Consider the following 18392-nt stretch of genomic DNA (forward strand, 5'->3'; position numbering starts at 1 on the left):
ACCCACCCGCGCACGCACGGCGAACGCCGCCACAGGAATGGAAGGAGAGGCAGCCGATGACCTTGCGCGCCTATCTCCAGATCCTGCTCAAGCGCTGGCGGATCGTCGTCGCGTGCACTGTGCTCGTGCTCGGCGCCGCGGCCACCCTCACCTACCTCACCCCACCCACGTATGCCGCGAACGCGACGGCCTTCGTGTCGATCAGCTCCACCGGGAGCACGGCGGACACCTCGATCTACGCCAGCTCGCAGTTCGCCATGCAGCGGGTGAAGTCCTACACCGAGGTCGTCAAGAGCCCCGACGTCCTCCAGCCGGTCATCGACGAGCTCGACCTGCCGATGACAGTGGGAGACCTGCGCCAGGTCGTCGCAGCCGAGAACCCGGTCGACACGGTCCTCATCAAGGTCAGCGCGACCGACCGCAACCCCGCGCGCGCCCAGTCCATCGTCAACGCCGTGAGCGACCAGCTCGGCGTCGTCATCGAGCGGCTGGAGACACCCCGCGAGGGCGGGCAGCCCCCCGTCAAGGTGACCACCACCGTTCCGTCCCAGAAGCCGCAGTTCCCCATCTCTCCGCGGATCCCTCTCAACATGGCCCTCGGACTGCTTGCCGGGCTGGCTCTCGGCGTCATCGTCGCGGTGATCCGCGAGCAGCAGGACACCACCGTCAAGGGTGACGAGCTCGAGGACCTCACCGGCCGCCCGGCCCTGGCGCTCATCGGGCTGAACTCCCAGGTCAAGACCCACCCCCTGATCACGATGCAGGGACATGGTCGAGGGGTGGAGGAGTTCCGCTCCTTGCGCACCACCTTGCAGTTCGTCGACGTGGACCAGCCGCCGCGCGTCATCGTGATCACCTCGGCGCTCGCTGGCGAGGGCAAGACGACCACGGCCTGCAACCTGGCCATCGCCTTGGCCCAGTCGTCCCTGAGAGTCTGCCTCGTCGAAGCCGACATGCGCCGACCCAACGCTGCCACGCTCATGGGCATCGACGGCTCGATCGGCCTGTCCAACGTCGTGGCCGGCCAGATCGACCTCGCTGACGCGCTCATGCCGTGGCACCGCGGACTGTTGACGATCCTGCCGGCCGGGACCACCCCGCCGGACCCGACCCGGCTGCTCGGGTCCAAGAACATGGCGGCCGTGCTCGCCACCCTGCGGGCGGACTTCGACTTCGTCATCATCGACGCCCCGCCGATCCTGCCGGTGAGCGATGCCGCGGTGCTCGCCCGGGGCGCCGACGGAGCCGTGCTGGTGGCTCGATACGGCAAGACCCGTCGCGAGCAGCTCACCAGCGCCATCGCCGATCTGGACGCCGTCAAGGCCCGGCTCATCGGCACCGCGCTGACCATGGTGCCAGCCCGCGGGCAGCGCGACCTGCGTGGGCACGACGAGGACTACGCGGCCCTCGCCGCGGTGTCCGAGAGCGACTGGGCGGCCCTGCCGACCTCCCCCAAGGAGAGCTCCGACCCTGAGGCCGATGGTGCGACGCAGGTCGTCCACGCGCCGGACGCCGGGCCCGAGGACCGGGGCCCGGCCCCAGCGCCGTCGGACCGGCCGCGGCCCGTCGCGGAGGGCATCGCTGACCCGGGCCGTGACCGCAGCCGCGATGGTGACCGCGACGGTGACCGCAGCCGCGATGGTGACAGCACCCGTGACCGCGACGGCGCCGGCACCCGCGACGACATCCGGGAACGGCCGATCTCGTTGGATCCCAAGGTGGTCGGCACCAGCTTCTCGAAGCCCTTGGGGCGGGGCAGAGTTCACTGACGTGGCACGCATGGCCACGGTCGGTCAGGCCGGAACGGTCCTCGGCGAGGCGGCGGCCAGGCTCGCCGCGAACGAGTCCAGCGCGTCGCGCACGGCCGGAGCAGCCTTGCGGTGCGAGCCGCGGTCACCATGGGGGTCGAGGATGTCGTGCCCGACCACCTCGACGCTCTTCCCGAACCGCCTGCGCCAGCCGCGCGGCTCCTCGGGCGGTAGCGCCACGAGGCCGCGCACGGCGTTCATCTCCTCCAGCAGCCACAGGAGCCGTTCGCGGGTGCCCAGCCGTCCGGTGCCGGACTGCACGGCCCCCTCGAGCGACGGGGCGGCCCCCTCGCTCACGGTGCGGGCCAACGCCTCCTTGGCCAGGATCGCCGCCTCCAGGAAGGTGAAGGTGTGGTCGGCGCTGCCGGCGTCGAGAAGCCTCGTGGAGCCGCGGTACTTGCGCTCGGACACGAGCACGAGGTCAGCGGCCCGCGCCAGCTCGGCGGTCACCTGCTGCGCGCGGTGCGGTCGCATGATGAGGTCGTGGTCCTTGGTCAGCTGCGCGCTCATCTGCGGACACCACCCGGCACCGACCTCGGCACGGATCCCGGCCGAGACGACCTGGACCTGCCACTCGCCGTGGGCCTGGAGGGCTGTGCGCAGGATGGTCGAGGCCGCCGGCGCAAGGCACCGGTCGTTCGCGCACAGGACGAGCACCGTCGTCTCCATACCCACCTCGTCCCGCCGAGTAGTCGCGTCCCCCCAGTATGGGTCGCTACAACCGGGTGCAGATACCAACAATCTGGCGAGTCGGCCTGCGTCATCCGACGGACCGGAACCGGCATGACCCCGACAAAGCGGACACCCCGGCCGCGCCCCGACATCGCCCGGTGGCAGTTGTACCTCTGCTGCCTGCTACTGGTCGCGTGCACGATTCCCTGGCGCCGTGCCACGTACTTCTCGGGAGCGCTCGACCCAGTCGTGGCGGCCAAGGGACTGATCGGCAGCATCGGGCTGGCGATGGCCTTCCTGATGTCCCGTCGCGTTACGCGGCACACCCCGCTGGGCGCTCGCACCCTGACCTTCGCCGGCCTCTATCTCGCGGTGTCGTGCCTCGGCGGATGGGCGGCCGGCCAGGCGCTGCCCTCGGTCGTGGTGGCCGTGCGGGTGGCCATGCTGCTCGGGAGCCTGGTCATGCTGCTCCAGGCGGTCGGCGTGAGTCGCCTGATCACCGCGATGGTGCGCACGATGGGTCTCGTGGCGCTCTTCGCCGTGGGCACCGGGGCCGGCACCCTCGGCAGCGGTCGTCTGCAGGGCGCGGTCCCGCCTTTGGCCCCCAACGAGATCGCGTTCCTGACCGGGACCGTGCTGCTTCTCACGATCCAGCGGATGATGGAGGGTCAGGCCCGGCGCTCGGAGACAGCCCTGGCAGTGGCCCTCTTCGGCGTGGTGTGGCTGACTGGGTCACGGACGACTGCGGCGACGCTCTTCCTCGCCGTGGCGGTGATGGTCCTCCAGGCCCGGAAGTTTTCGGCCCCTGGCTTCCTCGTGCTGGTCGCAGCCGTGCCGGTGGTCGCGTTCGCGGCCCTCGGCACGAGTGCGGTCACCAACATGCTGCTGCGCGGTGGCGACCAGAACGTCACCACGCTCAGTTCGCGAACCATCGCCTGGCAGGCGGCGCTGACCATGAACGGGTCGACCTGGCAGCGCTGGTTCGGCGGGGGTCTGCCGATGAAGCACATCCCCGTCTCGGGGCAGTACTGGCAGACCCAGCTGCTCGACAGCAGCTGGATCTCCGCGCTGGTGCAGACCGGACTGGTCGGGCTCACGCTCACTGCGGTCTGGGTCGTGGCGGCCCTGGCCTCGGCGTTCCGCACTCCCCGGCCGTGGCGTCCGCTGTGGGTGGGCTTGGTCGTGTTCATCGGGTTGCGCAGCCTGCTTGAGAGTGGGTTGTTCGACGCCAGCACCTCGTTCATCGTCTTCGCGATGGTGAGCCTGATGAGCGAACGAGCCACTCGCACCGCACCAGACCCGGGCGCACCCGCGGCGCTGGAGGCGGCCGACGGAGACCACCTCGTCGTGTCAGACGCCACTCTGCGCGAGCTGCAGCTCCAGGGTCAGCGGGACGCGAGGTCCTCGAGGACCGCATTGACCGCCCGGCGGTAGCGCTCCGGCGCGTAGCGAGTGGCCGACTCCTCGGCATCGCGCAACGCCTTGGCCCGCGTCTGCGGCCAGTCGCCCAGCAGCTTCCGGACGGCCCCCGCGACGGCCTCGGGATCGTCGGCGGGGACGGCGACGGCCGCCTCGAGGTGCGCAGCCGCCTCCCTCAGCCCGGTGTGATCGCTGAACACCACCGGGCGAGCGCTCAGCGCCGCCTCGATGACGCCGTTGCCGAACGACTCCTCGGCCCGTGACGGCACGAGGACGATGTCGGCGGCCCGCAGGTGTGGCCAGACATCCGGGGTGAAGCCGTGGAAGCTCACCGCGTCGGCCAGCCCCTCCGTGCGCACCAGGTCGCGCAGCTCGGTCTCGTACCACTCGTACCCCGGGAAGACGGCGCCCACGAGGTCCAGCGAAACCGGGGAACCGTCCCTCCGCAGGCAGCTGAGCGCCCGGACCGCGACATCCACTCCCTTGCGCGGTGAGAGTCGCCCGACGAACAGCAGCCGCGGGTCGCTCACCGACTCCCGTGGCGACTCGATGCTCTCGGGGCCCGTCACGCCGTTGGGGATGACCTGCATGCGGCTGCGCCGACCACCGGACCGGGCGGCGACCTCGAGGCTCGTGGCGCTGTTGCAGATGACCCGGTCGGCCAACCGCGTGGGCACCGTCAGGCCGTACCTCGCCAGGGCCGGAGCCGAGCTCTCGGCCTCGTGGACGTGGATGGCCGAGGGGATGCGCAGCAGCCTGGTGACGACCAACCAGAACGGGATCGTCAGGGTGTTGACGTAGACCACGTCCGGCTCGACCCGCCGGACCAGGCGCACCATGGCAGGCACCCCGCGCAGCACCTGGGCCACGAGCCGGAGCATCCCGCGCAGACTGAGGTTGCTGCGCCGCACCACCGGGGAGGGGCAGACCTCGACGGTCGCCCCGGCGGCCAGCAGCTCCCGGTCGAGCGGACCGCGCTCCGACGCTGCGACGACCACGGTCCAGCCGAGCTCGCAGAGCCCACGCACGGTCTCGAGCATCATCCGGTCGGACCCATAGAGATCGGCAGACGGGTTGGCCACGAGGGCCACCCGCCTGCCGATCTCCGAGGGCATGGACGTCACGGCTGAGGCGGCCCAACCCACCACTCGTCGAACGAGTAGACCACTGGCCCGTTGGTCGAGGTGCTGCTGAGGTAGGGGTACAACCCGGCCGAACCTGCCGCCTGGAACCCTGCCGTGTTGTCGGTCGACGTGAGGCTCCACGTCGCCGGCTCCGTGGCACCGACCTTCCACACCTTGACCCGGACGGTCGTCGGTGCGGTGCCCGTCACCTGCAGGCGCACCCGCAGCGAGTCACCGGCCCCGTAGTTCACACCGGTCAGTGTGGCACTGGTCAGCACCGTCTCGGCGCCGCTCTGGTTGCGTGTCAGCCAGACCGCCACCGCGCCACCAGCGGCCATCCGCACCTTCGCGCGGTAGTCGACCGTGGAGCTGACCCGACGACCGATGACGCTGACGTACTGTCCGCCGCCGGTGGGCACCTTGTCGGTCGTGACCAGGGTCTTGACCTCGGTGCCCGTGCTGCTCACGCTGGGCAGGTACGCGTTGTACCCGTCGCCGACGTTCAGGCTCACCTTGCCGGTGCCGCCCGAGACCGACCAGCGCGAGGCCAGCCCGCCCAGGGTCCACGGACCCCCGACGTCGGCGCTGCCCCAGCCGTTCGCGACGGTCCGACCGAAGTCGTCCCGGGCGAAGACCGTTGCCGCTGCCACCGTGACGGCGTCGGACACGTTGGCCGTTCCGCCCCGGTTGTCGGTCACCGTGAGGGTCACGGTGTAGGTGCCCGCCGCGGCATAGGTGTGGTTGGCCGTGGAGCCCGAGCCGTTGGCGGTCAGGTCACCCCAGTTCCACGAGTATGACGCGATGGTGCCGTCCGGGTCCGAGGACCCGGTGCCGTTGACCGAGGTGGTCAGGGCGTTCTCGCTGTGCGTGAACGCCGCAGTGGGCAGCTGGTTGGGCGGCGCCGTGACGGTGACCGACGCAGTTTCGCTGTCGGTCTTGCCCCCGTTGTCGGTGACGGTGAGGGTCACCGTGTAGGTGCCCGCCGCGGCATACGTGTGGGTGGTCGTGGCGCCACTGCCGGCGGCGGTCGCGTCACCCCAGTTCCACGAGTACGACGCGATGGTGCCGTCCGGGTCGCTCGACGTGGTGCCGTTGACCGAGGTCTGCAGGGCCGTCTCGCTGTGCGTGAACGCTGCCGTCGGAGCCTGGTTGTCGACCACTGCGACCGAGGCGGTCTCGGTGTCCGTGGCCCCGTCGTCGTCGGTCACGGTGAGGGTCACCGTGTACGAACCGGCTGCGGCGTAGGTGTGGTTGGCCGTGGCCGCGGCGCCAGTGGTGTCCGGCGTGCTGTCACCCCAGTTCCACGAGTACGACGCGATGGTGCCGTCGGCGTCACTCGAGGTCGACCCGTTGACCGAGGTCTGCAGGAACGTCTCGTTGTGCGTGAACGCCGCGGTGGGCACCTGGTTCGGCGGCGGCGCCGCCACCGTGACCGTGGCGGCCTCGGTGTCGGTCTCGCCGTCGTTGTCGGTCACCGTGAGCGTGATCGTGTAGGTGCCGGCCACTGCATAGGTGTGGTTGGCCGTTGCCCCGGAACCCGCAGGAGTGGCGTCACCCCAGTTCCACGAGTAGGACGCGATGGAGCCGTCCGGGTCGTTCGAGGTGGACCCGTTGACCGAGGTCTGCAGGAACGTCTCGCTGTGCGTGAACGCCGCGTGGGGCGCCTGGTTGGCGACGTTGCCGCCACCGAGCTGGAAGTGCTGCGTCGCCGCAGTGCCCGGGAGCACCGAGGAGTAGACCGCGACCTCGTCGATGGTGCCGGCGAGGAACGGGCTGCAGCAACCCCAGTGGTTGTCGCCACCGACCCGCCAGTACCCGTCGTATGCCTGGGCGTCCGTCTGCCCGTTCGTGCCGACCAGGGCGCCGTCGAGATAGAGCTTCATCCCGTCGGCGTTGCTCTGGGTGGCCATCACGTGGTGCCACTGCCCGTCGTTGTAGGCCAACGGCGAGTCGATCGTGTTGGTGAAGCCGGTCCAGACCCCGAAGGTGATCCGGCCGTCGTTGTTGACGTAGATGTGCCGGTCGTAGCAGCCCGAGGTGCCGACATTGGAGCAGCCGAACCCGAGGATCTTCCCGCCGCTGGTCGACGTGGTCTTGAACCATGCCTCGAGCGTGTAGTTGTGCGGGTTGCTGTAGACCGCCTTCGACGCCACGAACCCGTCGTTCCCGTCGAAGGCCACGGCCTTGTTCGTCGCTCCGTCGAACGCGCCGGTCTGGCCCTGGCTGTAGCCACCCCGGTAGTCGCCGTCGGACTCGTTCGGACCGGAGTCCTTGGCCGTGGCGTTGGTGTCACCCAGTCGCCAGTAGAGGTCCGGGTTCGCGTCCCACACCGCCTGCCCGTAGGCGTCGGCCGGACGGGTCGGGATGTTGAGCGTGCGACCGCTGGTCGTGAAGTGCGACTGGACCGTCGCGAGCGGGATGGCCGTCGGGTAGATGGCCACGTCGTCGATGTCACCGGCGAAGTAGGGGTTGCCACTCCACGGGCTGTCACCACCGACGCGCCAGTAGCCGGAGTAGGCCTGACCCACCGAGGTTCCGGCGTTGCGGCCGATCCGCTTGCCGTCGACGTAGAGGGTCACGCCAGAGGGGTCGAGGGTGCCGACCGCCTGGTGCCACTGCCCGTCGTTGAGGGAGGTGGGCGACGTGACCGTGAAGAAGCCGTCGTGGTAGATGCCGAAGGTGATCCGGCCGTCGGGCTCCATGTAGATGTGGCGGTCGTAGTTGGTGGACGTGCCGGTGTTGAAGTTGCCGAAGCCGACGATCTTGCCGCCGCTGGTGGTGGTCGTCTTGAACCACGACTCGACGCTGAACACATCCGGCCCCGGTATGGGCGTCGGGGTGGCCCCGAAGCCGTCGCTGCCACCGAAGCTGGTCGCCTTGTCGGAGTCTCCGATGATCGCGCCGGTGGCCCCACGGGTGTAGCCGCCGTTCATCGTGAGGTCGTCGAACCCGGCCCAGTCGAGTGAGTCACCCGACGAGTCACCGAGCCGCCACAGGTGCTGGGCGCCGTCGTCGATGACCTTCTGCGCGTAAGCGCTCGTCGCGCCTGTTGCAGGGACGGTCACGGTGTTGGACACCGGGCTCCAGAGGATGTTGCCGTCGGCGTCGGTGATCCGCACCTGGTAGCGCACCGTCGTGCCCGGGGCCAGGCCCCTGTCGAAGAACCCCTTGTTGGGCAGGTCCCAGAACTCCGAGTCACCTGTGGTCGTGTAGACGAAGGTGTTGTTGTTGCGCAGGACCTCGTACTTGAGGTTCTTGTCCTCCGGGTCCCAGGCGGAACCCCAGGAGACGCGCACCGTACCCGCGCCCATGGCAACTGCGCGGGTGGGCGGGGTGGGGGTGGCCGGAACGGTGTCATAGCGCGGCCCACGCAGCTTGGGTGCGGTGGGACGGGTCTTCATGCGCGTGAGTCCCTGCTGGAGGGCGCCATTGACGCGGGGGAACTCGCCACCCATGACGACGTAGTCCCCCGAGGTGTCGACTGCCCAGGCTGCCTGTTGGGCCGAGGTGAAGTTCCCGAAGCTCAGGTCGGGCCACCAGTGCAGCTGCCGCGCGTACTGGTAGCCGGTGTAGTTCCAGCCGTACACGTCGTTCCGGGTCGTCAGGTCAGTCGGGTGGTTGTACGAGACGACGGCCTTCTGCCACCGGGCCCGCGGGGTGGTGTCGGGGATCGAGTCGATGGCGGTGCAGTCGTGGTAGTGGCTCACTGCATAGAGCAAGTCCTTGACCGGGGCGACGTCGTAGGTGTCACCGAGGCAGTCGTTGACGAAGTTGATCGCACCAGTCGCGGGGTCGAGCCCGAAGGTGCCCTCGAAGTTCGCCTGGTCCTCCTGGCCGAGCACGAAGGCGTAGGCGCCGCCGTAGACCTGCTGGCCGTCCGACTTGAGCGTGGTGATCGCGGCCTGCGGTCCGCCGGCGTGGATCTTGGACGACGCCGCCCAGGGCAGCGTGGCACCAGTGGCCGCATCGATCGCGCCCATGCCCATGGCCGGTGAACCGTTGAGCGTCTGGAACGAACCGCCAGGGATGACCTTGGTCTTGTCCGGGGTCATCGTCATGGTCCACACGTAGCCGCCCTCGGCTGCCGGGGCCCACGGGAGCATGGCGCCGTTGGAGTTCGCGAAGGCCGCGAGGCGAGTGCGGGCGACACCGTTGGCGGACAGGAAGTTGCCGCCAACGTAGACGGTGCTGGCCGTGACCCCGAGACCACGCACCTGAGCGCCGACGTTCGGGGGCGTGTAGCCGGGCGGCCCCACGAGGGCGCCGGTGGCCGTCGTGAAGGCAGCCAGGTGTCCGCGCGCGATGGTGTCGACCTGCGTGAAGTCACCACCGACATAGATCCTCGAGCCGTCCGGTGACGCCTTGATGACCAGCCCCTGGGCGTTGAGCGAGTGGTTGAAGGACGCCACGCGGTTACCCGTGGTGAGGTCGTAGGCGAAGAGGTTGTTCGCCACGACCTCCCCGGCACCCCCGGCCGCCACCCCCGGCGGCCTGGCGCGGGTGAACGAGCCCGTCACGTAGACGGTGTTCCCGACGATCACCTGGCTGTAGACGACACCGTTGATCTGCCACGTGGGCAGCGCGTCGGTCGTCACCACATCCGGCGTGGCTGGGTCGACGGCGGCGCTGGCGGCCTGGACTGGCACGACCAACCCCAGGATCGCGAGCGCCCCCGCCGCCGAGAACGCGGTGAGGCGCCTCGTCCACAATCTCATCGTCCTTGGTGCTGCCGTCCCTGCCATGACTGCCCTCCGGGGGATTGCCCCGCTGACGCGGGGGTGCTGCTGACTGATGTGCGTGTCGGTTGTGGGTTATGGGAGCTCGGTGACCGTGAGGTCGTCGACGCCGTAGGACACCGGCCCGTTCGTGACGGTGGCGCTGAGGTACGGGTAGACCGCCACCGAACCGGGTGCCTGCAAGGCCGCCGCACTGTCTGTTCCCGTGAGGGTCCAGGCGGTGGGCTCGGTGGTCCCCTGCTTCCAGATCTTGACCCGCACCGTGGTCGGCGACGTGCCGAAGGTCTGCAACCGCACCTGCATGCGGTCGTTGGTCAGGTAGGTCAGGCCGGGGACGGTGACGCTGGTCAGGACGGTCTCCGTCGCACCCTCGTTGCGCGTCAGCCACACGGCCGTGGCCCCACCAGCGGCGAAGCGGATCTTGGCCCGGTAGTCAGCCGTCGTGGTCACGCGACGCCCGATCACGCTGATGTACTGGCCACCACCGGTCGGGTCCTTGTCGGTGGTCACGACGACGTTCACGTCGCTCTTCGTGCTCGAGACGCCGTTCAACGCCGCGGTCGAGCCCTCTCCTGCGTTGAGCCAGACCCTTCCGAGGCCGGCCGCGACCGACCAGCGCGCGATCTGACCACCCAGGGTCCACGCTCCACCGGTTTCCGCGCTGCCCCAGCCGGAGGCGAGGGTCCGCCCGAAGTGGTCCTCGGCGAGCACCGACGGTGCGACGACGGTGACGCTGCGGGTCGTCGTGTCGGTGGCGCCCCGGTTGTCCGTCACGGTGAGTCCCACCGTGTAGGTGCCGGCCGCGGCATACGTGTGGCTTGCCGTCGCGCCCGAGCCGGCCGGAGTGCCGTCACCCCAGCTCCACGAGTAGGACGCGATGGTGCCGTCCGCATCCGTGGAGCCCGTGCCGTTGACCGAGAGCGCCAGGAAGGTCGCGGAGCTCGTGAAGGAGGCTGTCGGCGCTTGGTTGGTCACGACGGAGACGGAGGCACTCGTGGTGTTCGTGGCGCCCTCGTCGTCGCTCACGGTGAGCTGGACGGTGTAGGTGCCGGCCGCGGCATACGTGTGGGTTGCCGTCGCGCCCGAGCCTGCCGGCGTGCCGTCACCCCAGTTCCACGAGTACGACGCGATGGTGCCGTCCGCGTCCGAGGAGCCGGAACCGTCCACCGACACCGCGAGCAGGTCCTTGGTGCTGGTGAACGAGGCCGTCGGCGCCTGGTTGCCGACCACGGAGACCGAGGCACTCGTGCTGTTGGTGGCGCCGTCGTCGTCGGTCACGGTCAGCTGGACCGTGTAGGTGCCAGCCGCGGCATACGTGTGGGTCGTGGTCGCGCCCGAGCCTGCCGGCGTGCCGTCACCCCAGTTCCACGAGTACGACGCGATGGTGCCGTCCGCGTCCGAGGACCCAGAACCGTTCACCGACAGCACGAGCTTGGCCTTGGTGCTGGTGAACGAGGCCGTCGGGGCCTGGTTGGGGGCCTCGGCCACGGTGACGCTCTTCGAGGTAGTGCCCGTGCCACCGCGGTTGTCCGTCACGGTCAGCGCGACCGTGTACGTCCCTGCCGCGGCATACGTGTGGGTCGCCGTCGCGCCCGAGCCCGCCGGCGTGCCGTCACCCCAGTTCCACGAGTACGACACGATGGTGCCGTCCGCGTCGGTGGAGCCGGAGCCGTCGACCGACGCGGCCAGGAAGCTCGACGAGCTCGTGAAGGACGCGGTCGGGTTCTGGTTGGCCACGACGGTCACAGGTGCGCTCGTGGTGTTCGTCGCGCCGTCGTCATCGGTCACCGTGAGGGCGACGGTGTAGGTGCCCGCTGCGGCATATGTGTGGGTCGCCGTCGCGCCCGAGCCTGCCGGCGTGCCGTCACCCCAGTTCCACGAGTACGACGCGATCGAGCCATCGGCGTCCGAGGACCCCGAGCCGTCGACCGAGAGGGCGAGGAGGTCCTTGGTGCTGGTGAACGAGGCCGTCGGGGCCTGGTTCGGGATGGCGCCGCCAGCAGCCTCGAAGTGGCTGCGCACCTGGGCCGCGGTGAGGGCCGTGGCGTAGACCGCAGCCTCGTCGACCGTGCCGGCGAGGTAGTTGCTGGTCTGGCCGCCGTAGCAACGGTCGCCGCCCACGCGCCAGTAGCCGACGTAGCTCGCCGCGTCGGTGGCGGTGTTGCTCGCCACCTGGAGGCCGTCGACGTAGAGCTTCATGCCGTCAGCACCCTGGGTCGCCACGACGTGGTGCCAGGCGTTGTCGTTGAACGACGTGGTGGTCTCGGCGAGGTTGCGCACCGCCCCCGAGGTCCCGAACTGGAGCCGGCCGTTGTTGAGCATGCAGATCTGGCGGTCCGCGGTGCCTGAGGCGCTCAGGGTGGTGGACGAGCTGTTGCCGAAGCCGATCAGGCGACCACCACGAGTGGTGTTCGTCTTGAACCACAGCTCGGTCGAGTAGGTCTTCGGCGACGTGGACGTCTCACGGCCGACGATCGCACCGCTGCTGCCGTTGAGCGTCGCCGCCCGGTTCACCGCGCTGGCCGGCGAGCCCGCGGCCCCCCAGGTCACGCCGGCGAGGACGGTGCCGTCCTGACCGCTGCTCGACGAGTCGAGCACCGAGCTGCCGGAGGTCTCGTCGAGCCGCCAGAACTGGTCCGGCGTCTGGGCGTTGACCGCTGCCGAGTAGGCATCGACGGGAGGCGTGCTCCACGCCGCCGCACGGCCCGAGGCGAGGTAGTGCGCCTGGAGCTGGCTCTGGCTCAGCTGGGTCGGGTACACCGCGAGCTCGTCGATCGAGCCGTTCAGGGCTCCGTTGGATGGGCGGTTGGGCAGCCCGGACGTCTGGTCCGCGAGGATCCGCCAGTAGCCGGCGAAGTCCAGCATCGAGACCGGCGTCTGGTCGCGACCGACGCGGCGTCCGTCGACGAACAGGGAGATCCCGGCCGCGCCGAGGGTGGCCGCGACGTGGTGCCACTGACCGTCGTTGACCGTGCGGGCGCTGCGCACCGAACGGACGGTGAGGTTCGGCAGCGTCTGCGTCACGGCGAGGCGGTTGCCGCTGTCGACGTAGAGCACAAGGTCGTTGGTGGACGACGCGCTGTTGCCGGACTGGCTGTTGCCGAAGCCGATGATGCGGCCGCCCGAGGTGCTCGAGGTCGACATCCAGCCCTCGATCGTCACCTCGTCGGGGTGCTGCTCGTTGAAGTTCGGGTAGAGCTTGGGCCCGGTACCACCGGAGGCACGGACCGCGGTGTCACCCGGGACCGCCCCGGCCTGACCGAAGGTCGCGCTCGTCGACGTCCCCTGGTCGTTGCCCGCGAGGTCCGTGAAGGTCGGTCCGGCGTCACCGAGGCGCCAGTGGTGCGTCGGGTTGTCGGCGCGCACGGCCGCGACGTAGGTGGGCGTCGGGTCGGACGACACGGTCACGGTGTTGGAGGCCAGGCTCCATTGGACGTTGCCGTCCTTGTCCTTGGCCCTGACCTTGTACGTGTGGGTCGTGCCCGGGGCGACGCCGGTGTCGGTGAAGCTGAGGCCGGGCAGGGTCCAGAAGTTGCTCGCCGCGTTGATCGACCCGATGGACGGGCCGTTGTCACGGTAGACGTCGTAGGTCAGCGTGGCGTCGTCCCAGTCGTAGACGGCGCCGAAGTCGAGGTTGACGCGGCCGGACTCGATCGAGGTGGCGACCGGGTCGAGGGAGGTGCTGTAGAGCGGCTTGGCCTGCCGTGGCGCGGCCGCGGGCAGCGCGAACCGGACGAGACCCTGCTGGGCCTTGCCGTTGACGGTCGGGAACTCGCCACCGAAGGAGAGGTAGTTGCCCGACCCGGTCACACTCCACGCGGCCTGGCGGTCCGGGGTGAAGGTGCCGAACTTGAAGTCGGGGAACCAGTGCAGGATGCCCGCGTAGGGGATGCCACGGAAGTCCCACCCGTAGGCGTCGGTCCGGGCGGTCATGCCGATCGGGGTGGTCGGCTCGGCCGTCACCTTCTGCCAGCGGGCCCGGGGGCTGGTGTCGGGGAAGGATCCCACCACGGTGCAGTCGTGCGAGTGGCTGACGGAGTAGAGCACGCCGGCCAGCGGGAACGAGCTGTAGTGGTCGCCGAGGCAGTCGTTGACGTAGTTGAGGTTGCCGGTCGCCGGGTCGGCCGCGAAGGTGCCCTCGAACGAGGCACCCGAGCCGAATGCGTAGCCCGTCCCGAAGACCTGCGTGCCGTCGGTGCTGAGGCTGGTGATGCCACCGTTGTAGCCCGCCGTGTGGATCCTGCTGGTCGCGGCCCACGGCAGGACGGCACCGTTCACGGCGTCGACCGCGCCCATGCCGTATGCCGCCGTACCCGACAGGGTCTCGAACGAGCCACCGAGGATGACCCGGCTGTTGTCAGGCGACAGGACCATGGCCAGCACGGTGGCGTTGACGCCACCGGCGGACGGGGCCCAGGTGGTCGACAGGGTCACCGGGCTGGTGACGGAGAAGGCGGCGAGCCCGGCGCGGGCCTGGCCACCGGCCGAGGGGAAGCTGCCACCGGCGTAGAGGGTGGAACCGGAGACGACGAGCGCGCGCACCTGGCCGCCGACGACGCCGCTCCACGGCAGGAGCGAGTTGTCGGCCGTCGAGAAGGCTGCGACGTGACCGCGCGCGATGCCGTCGACGGTGCTGAAGTCGCCACCGACGTAGACACGCGACCCGTCCGGCGACTTGGTGATGGCCAAGCCCTGGGCGTTGAGCGCGTGGTTGAACGACGTCACCCGGTTCCCGGTCGTGACGTCGTAGGCGAAGATGTTGAGGGCATCGACCTCGCCCGCTCCACCGACCGCGACGCCCGGCGGGCGGGCCTTGGTGAAGCTGCCGGTCACGTAGACCGTGTTGCCGACGATGACCTGGGCCCAGACGACCCCGTTGATCTGCCAGGTGGGCAGCGCGTCTGCGGTCACGGTGGTCGGCGGGGGCGCCGGCGGCTCGACGTCCGCCGCGTGGGCTGCGGGGCTCGCCACGAGGAGGCCGAGCCACACCAGGGCGGCCGCGGTGACGGTCGCGACGACGCGACGGCCAGTTCCTCGGAGTTCATCAGCGTGCATGGTGTGCTGCCTCTCGGGGCTGCGCGGTGGCGGGTGCTGCCATGGCGGGGGCGGGCTGCTCCAAGCGGAGCATGGAACCGATCACGAGGGCGCGGGTGGCGAGGCCACCCACGATCGGACCGGCGGCGAGGGCGAAAGGTGTTGCGGTGAAAGGCATCCCGGCCCACAGCAGCAGGGAGAGCGCGCCGAGCGAGACCGTCGCGTCGACGGCGCGGATCGCCAGGGGCGCCCGCTGCTGCCCGCGCGATACGGCCAAGCACAGCAAAGGGGTGAAAGTGGCTGTCGAGGCGGCGTACACCGACCAGCCGAGGACCGTGACCGCCGGGAGGGTGAACGACCCGCCCGTGATCCACGGACCGACCACCGGCACAAGGGCCCACAGGGCCGCCCCCACCAGCAGCACGCCCAGAGCGAGGACGGCGGAGGCGCGGACCGCACTGGGGACCAGGGAGGCCAGCGGGCGATCGCGGTCACGCGCGTAGGACGCGAGCAGGTAGGAGCCGAAGCCCTGGATCGCCAGGATGGTTGGGGCGACGTAGATGCGGGCGGCCTCGACCTGCCCGAGCGCAGCGCCACCGGCGGAGGCCACGACGAGGACGCGCATCGCAGTGAAGACACCCGGGTTGACGGCCACCTGGGCCCCGCGCCAGGCGCCGAAGGCGGCCACAGCACGCAGGCTCGCCATCGACATCGGAGCCAGCCAGCGCTCGTGCGACGGCAGGAGCCGGATGGCTACGACGAGTCCGGCGAGCTGGCCCACTGCGACCGCTGCGAGGAAGGTGCCCAGGGTGATGGATCCGAGGGAGGCCGTGAGGACGACCGTGGTGAGGGCCACGACCAGGGCGGTCCCGTCGACGACCACGAGGCGCCAGAATCGCAGCCCGGCCATGAGCAGGCGACGAGCCACCTCTTCGACCTGGAAGAGGGCGGCGGCGACGACGAAGACGGCCGACTCACGGCCGTCCAAGGTGCCCGTCACCCACAGCACCGCTCCCGCCACTCCCGGCCCGATGACGGCCAAGGCGGCCGTCCACACCTGGAGGGCTGCGCGGACCCGCGCGTCGGCCCGGTCCAGCACCGTCAGCGAGTCGCCGACGAAGCCACTCGTGATGGCGGTGGTGAGGACGATGACACCGAGGCACAGCGCCACGACGCCCAGCCCACGGGCGCCGAGGAGGTGGGCCGCGATGACCTGGAGGGTGAAGCTCCCGGCCGCCTGCCAGACCTGCGCGACGACGGCCCCGGAGGCGCGTGACGTCGCGAGGGACCGCAGCCGCCCGGGTCGAGAAGGAGAATCGTGGGTCACTTGGCCACGACCGCGCCGGTGTAGGTGGCCGAGGTGTGGAGGCCGTCGAAGTCGACGACCATCGCGACGCGGTTCAGCTGCTTGGTCGGCACGGCGAACGCATAGAGGGCCGTGGCGGAGGCGCCGGGCTTCACCGTGCCGGAGAAGTCGTAGGTGCCGGCGCTCTCGGTGTACACCGGGGCGGCCAGCTGTTTCGTCGCGCCGTAGGTGGTCGTCAGGACCACCTGGTTGAGATTGACGGCCTTGGTCGAGCCGTTGGTGAGCTTGAGCGTGAAGCGGACGTACGCGCGCCCGGCCATGACGCCGGGACCGTGGCCGGTCTCGACCCCCTTTACGGCCTTGGTGATCACCAGGGTGACGCCGTCGGGGTACGTCACCACGCCACTGAACTTCGCACCGGGCGCGCTCACCGACGGCGTGTTCGGCTGCCCGACCCGCTTGACCTTCGGGACGGACTTGACCGGCTGCGGCAGCGGCGGCGACACGGTGGTCGGCGTCGTCTCGGTCTCGGGGGTCTCGGTCGGCGCCGGGGAGGACGTCGAGGACGTGCCAGGGGTGGAGGCGAGGGCCTGGCCGTTGCCAGCACAGCCGGAGAGGCTGGTGGCGACGAGGGCGAGACCAGCCAGGCTGGCGGCGAGACGGAGACGCGGCGTCATCAGTAGGCGCCCTTTCCACGAAGGACCGCGCGAGCGGTGCGGACGATGATCTGGAGGTCGAGGACCAAAGACCAGTTGTCGACGTACCAGAGGTCGAGCCTCAGCGACTCGTCCCAGGACAGGTCGCTGCGACCGCTCACCTGCCAGAGACCGGTCAGGCCAGGGCGGACCCGGAGGCGGCGCACGGCGTCGGACTCGTAGCCGGCGACCTCGTCGGGCAGTGGCGGCCGGGGCCCGACCAGGGACATCTCACCGCGCAGGACGTTGACCAGCTGGGGCAGCTCGTCGAGTGAGTAGCGGCGCAGGAATCCGCCGACCCGGGTGATCCTCGGGTCGTGGCGCATCTTGAACAGGACCGTGTTGCCGGCGTCGGCCTCGGCGGCCAGCTGGGCCAGTCGTTGTTCGGCGTCGACGCCCATGCTGCGGAACTTGAGCATGTTGAAGGTCTCGCCCCGGGCCCCGACCCGCGTCTGACGGAACAGCACGGGGCCCGAGGAGTCGAGGCGGATCGCGATGCTGATGGCCACGAGCACCGGGAGGGCAGCGACCGTGAGGCCGAGCGCGAGGCACCAGTCGACGGCCCGCTTCACCACGCGGCGGGCGCCGGACATGGCCGGCCGTTCGACGTGGAGCAGCGGCATCCCCGCCGCGGGACGGATGGAGAGCCGCGGTCCCGCGACGTCGAGCAGCCCGGTCGCGACCACGAGGTCGACGGCCCGCTCCTCGAGTGACCAGGCGAGGCGGCGAAGGGCCCGACCGCTCAGGTCTGGGTCCCCCGACACTGCGACGACCTCGGCGTTGAGGAGGTCGATGGCATGCAGCGCCTCCTCCGGGTAGCCGAAGACCGGGATGCCCTCGACCTCGGAGGAGAAGTCGCCACCATTGGTGATCCCGGAGACGCAGGCGCCGACGACGTGCATTCCCTCGCCCGGAGCCTGCTGGAGCTGGCGGATCATCGGACCGACCGTGCGGACGTTGCCGATGACCACGGTGCGCTGGGTGTCGCGACCGTTGGTACGGCGCCGGAGGAGGGAACGGCGGAGCAGGTTGCGGCAGACGAGCCCGAGGAGCATCAGCATCGGGACGACGATGAGGACGAGCCCGCGGGCCAGCTCGAAGTGCAGGAGCCACGAGCTGAGCACCGCCGCGACGCCGAGGCTGATCGCCGCCCTGGCGACGGAGCGGTACTCGTCGGTGGTGATGCCGAGGAACCGTCGCTCGTAGCCGTGGAACAGCTGGAGCATGAGGATCCACACACCGGGCAGGAGCAGCGCAACGCCCCACCGGACGGACACGGGGGCGCCGCCGACCGGGAGGACGATCACGGCCGCTGAGGTGACGACGGCCGTGGCGGCGTCGGACAGGAGCGCACGACGCCGGTAGCCCACGTGCCAGGGGCGCGCGGGCTTCGTGCTCTGGGGTGCGTGACCGGGCGGCGCCGAGCGCGACGAAGCCGTCGTCGTGCGCTTCCGCACCCATTCCGCCCCTACTGGCGAAACGGACTTTGCCCCCGCAAGATCCGTCATGGCTACTCCCCTAAACCGCTCAGCGCCTGAAGGTAACTCCCAAGTGGACTTACCGATGTGCCCTCATGAGAAGACGTCCTCAGGCTCTGG

General features: G+C 70.2%; 9 protein-coding genes. 2 read left to right on the forward strand and 7 right to left on the reverse strand.

Annotated features, from left to right (window positions below):
* Positions 1–56 precede the first annotated feature (56 nt).
* Positions 57–1769, forward strand: a complete 1713-nt coding sequence (locus ACXJKD_RS10745) for a polysaccharide biosynthesis tyrosine autokinase (protein ID WP_457254530.1) — start codon at positions 57–59, stop codon at positions 1767–1769.
* Between the two features lie 24 nt (positions 1770–1793).
* Here ACXJKD_RS10745 and ACXJKD_RS10750 read toward each other — a convergent pair whose 3' ends face one another.
* Complete coding sequence (locus tag ACXJKD_RS10750) at positions 1794–2477, reverse strand: arsenate reductase/protein-tyrosine-phosphatase family protein (protein WP_457254531.1); 684 nt, start codon at positions 2475–2477, stop codon at positions 1794–1796.
* A 114-nt stretch (positions 2478–2591) separates the two neighbouring features.
* Between ACXJKD_RS10750 and ACXJKD_RS10755 the strand changes: the two genes are divergently transcribed.
* Positions 2592–3914 (forward strand): O-antigen ligase family protein, encoded by a 1323-nt coding sequence (locus ACXJKD_RS10755; protein ID WP_457254532.1) that lies wholly within the window; start codon positions 2592–2594, stop codon positions 3912–3914.
* Here ACXJKD_RS10755 and ACXJKD_RS10760 read toward each other — a convergent pair.
* The 6 genes from ACXJKD_RS10760 to ACXJKD_RS10785 all read right to left on the reverse strand — a co-directional run bounded on the left by ACXJKD_RS10760 (position 3866) and on the right by ACXJKD_RS10785 (position 18251).
* A complete protein-coding gene (locus tag ACXJKD_RS10760) occupies positions 3866–5014 on the reverse strand; it encodes a glycosyltransferase family 4 protein (RefSeq protein ID WP_457254533.1) in 1149 nt (382 codons plus the stop codon). The genes ACXJKD_RS10755 and ACXJKD_RS10760 overlap by 49 nt on opposite strands.
* A 5-nt stretch (positions 5015–5019) precedes the next feature.
* Positions 5020–9732 carry a PKD domain-containing protein gene (locus ACXJKD_RS10765; RefSeq protein WP_457254534.1) on the reverse strand — a complete coding sequence of 1571 codons (4713 nt, stop codon included), beginning with the start codon at positions 9730–9732 and terminating at the stop codon, positions 5020–5022.
* 102 nt (positions 9733–9834) lie between these two features.
* A complete protein-coding gene (locus ACXJKD_RS10770; RefSeq protein ID WP_457254535.1) occupies positions 9835–14814 on the reverse strand; it encodes a PKD domain-containing protein in 4980 nt (1659 codons plus the stop codon).
* Complete coding sequence (locus ACXJKD_RS10775) at positions 14804–16120, reverse strand: hypothetical protein (protein WP_457254536.1); 1317 nt, start codon at positions 16118–16120, stop codon at positions 14804–14806. Before ACXJKD_RS10775 ends, ACXJKD_RS10770 begins: the two co-directional genes overlap by 11 nt.
* The gene (locus ACXJKD_RS10780; protein WP_457254537.1) at positions 16117–16776 is read right to left on the reverse strand and encodes a hypothetical protein; all 660 of its coding nucleotides are present in this window, start codon (positions 16774–16776) and stop codon (positions 16117–16119) included. Before ACXJKD_RS10780 ends, ACXJKD_RS10775 begins: the two co-directional genes overlap by 4 nt.
* Positions 16776–18251, reverse strand: coding sequence for a sugar transferase (locus tag ACXJKD_RS10785; RefSeq protein ID WP_457254538.1), 1476 nt, complete (start codon positions 18249–18251; stop codon positions 16776–16778). The genes ACXJKD_RS10780 and ACXJKD_RS10785 overlap by 1 nt, the downstream gene beginning before the upstream one ends.
* Positions 18252–18392: the final 141 nt, after the last annotated feature.

This window comes from Pedococcus sp. P5_B7 (assembly GCF_054049895.1).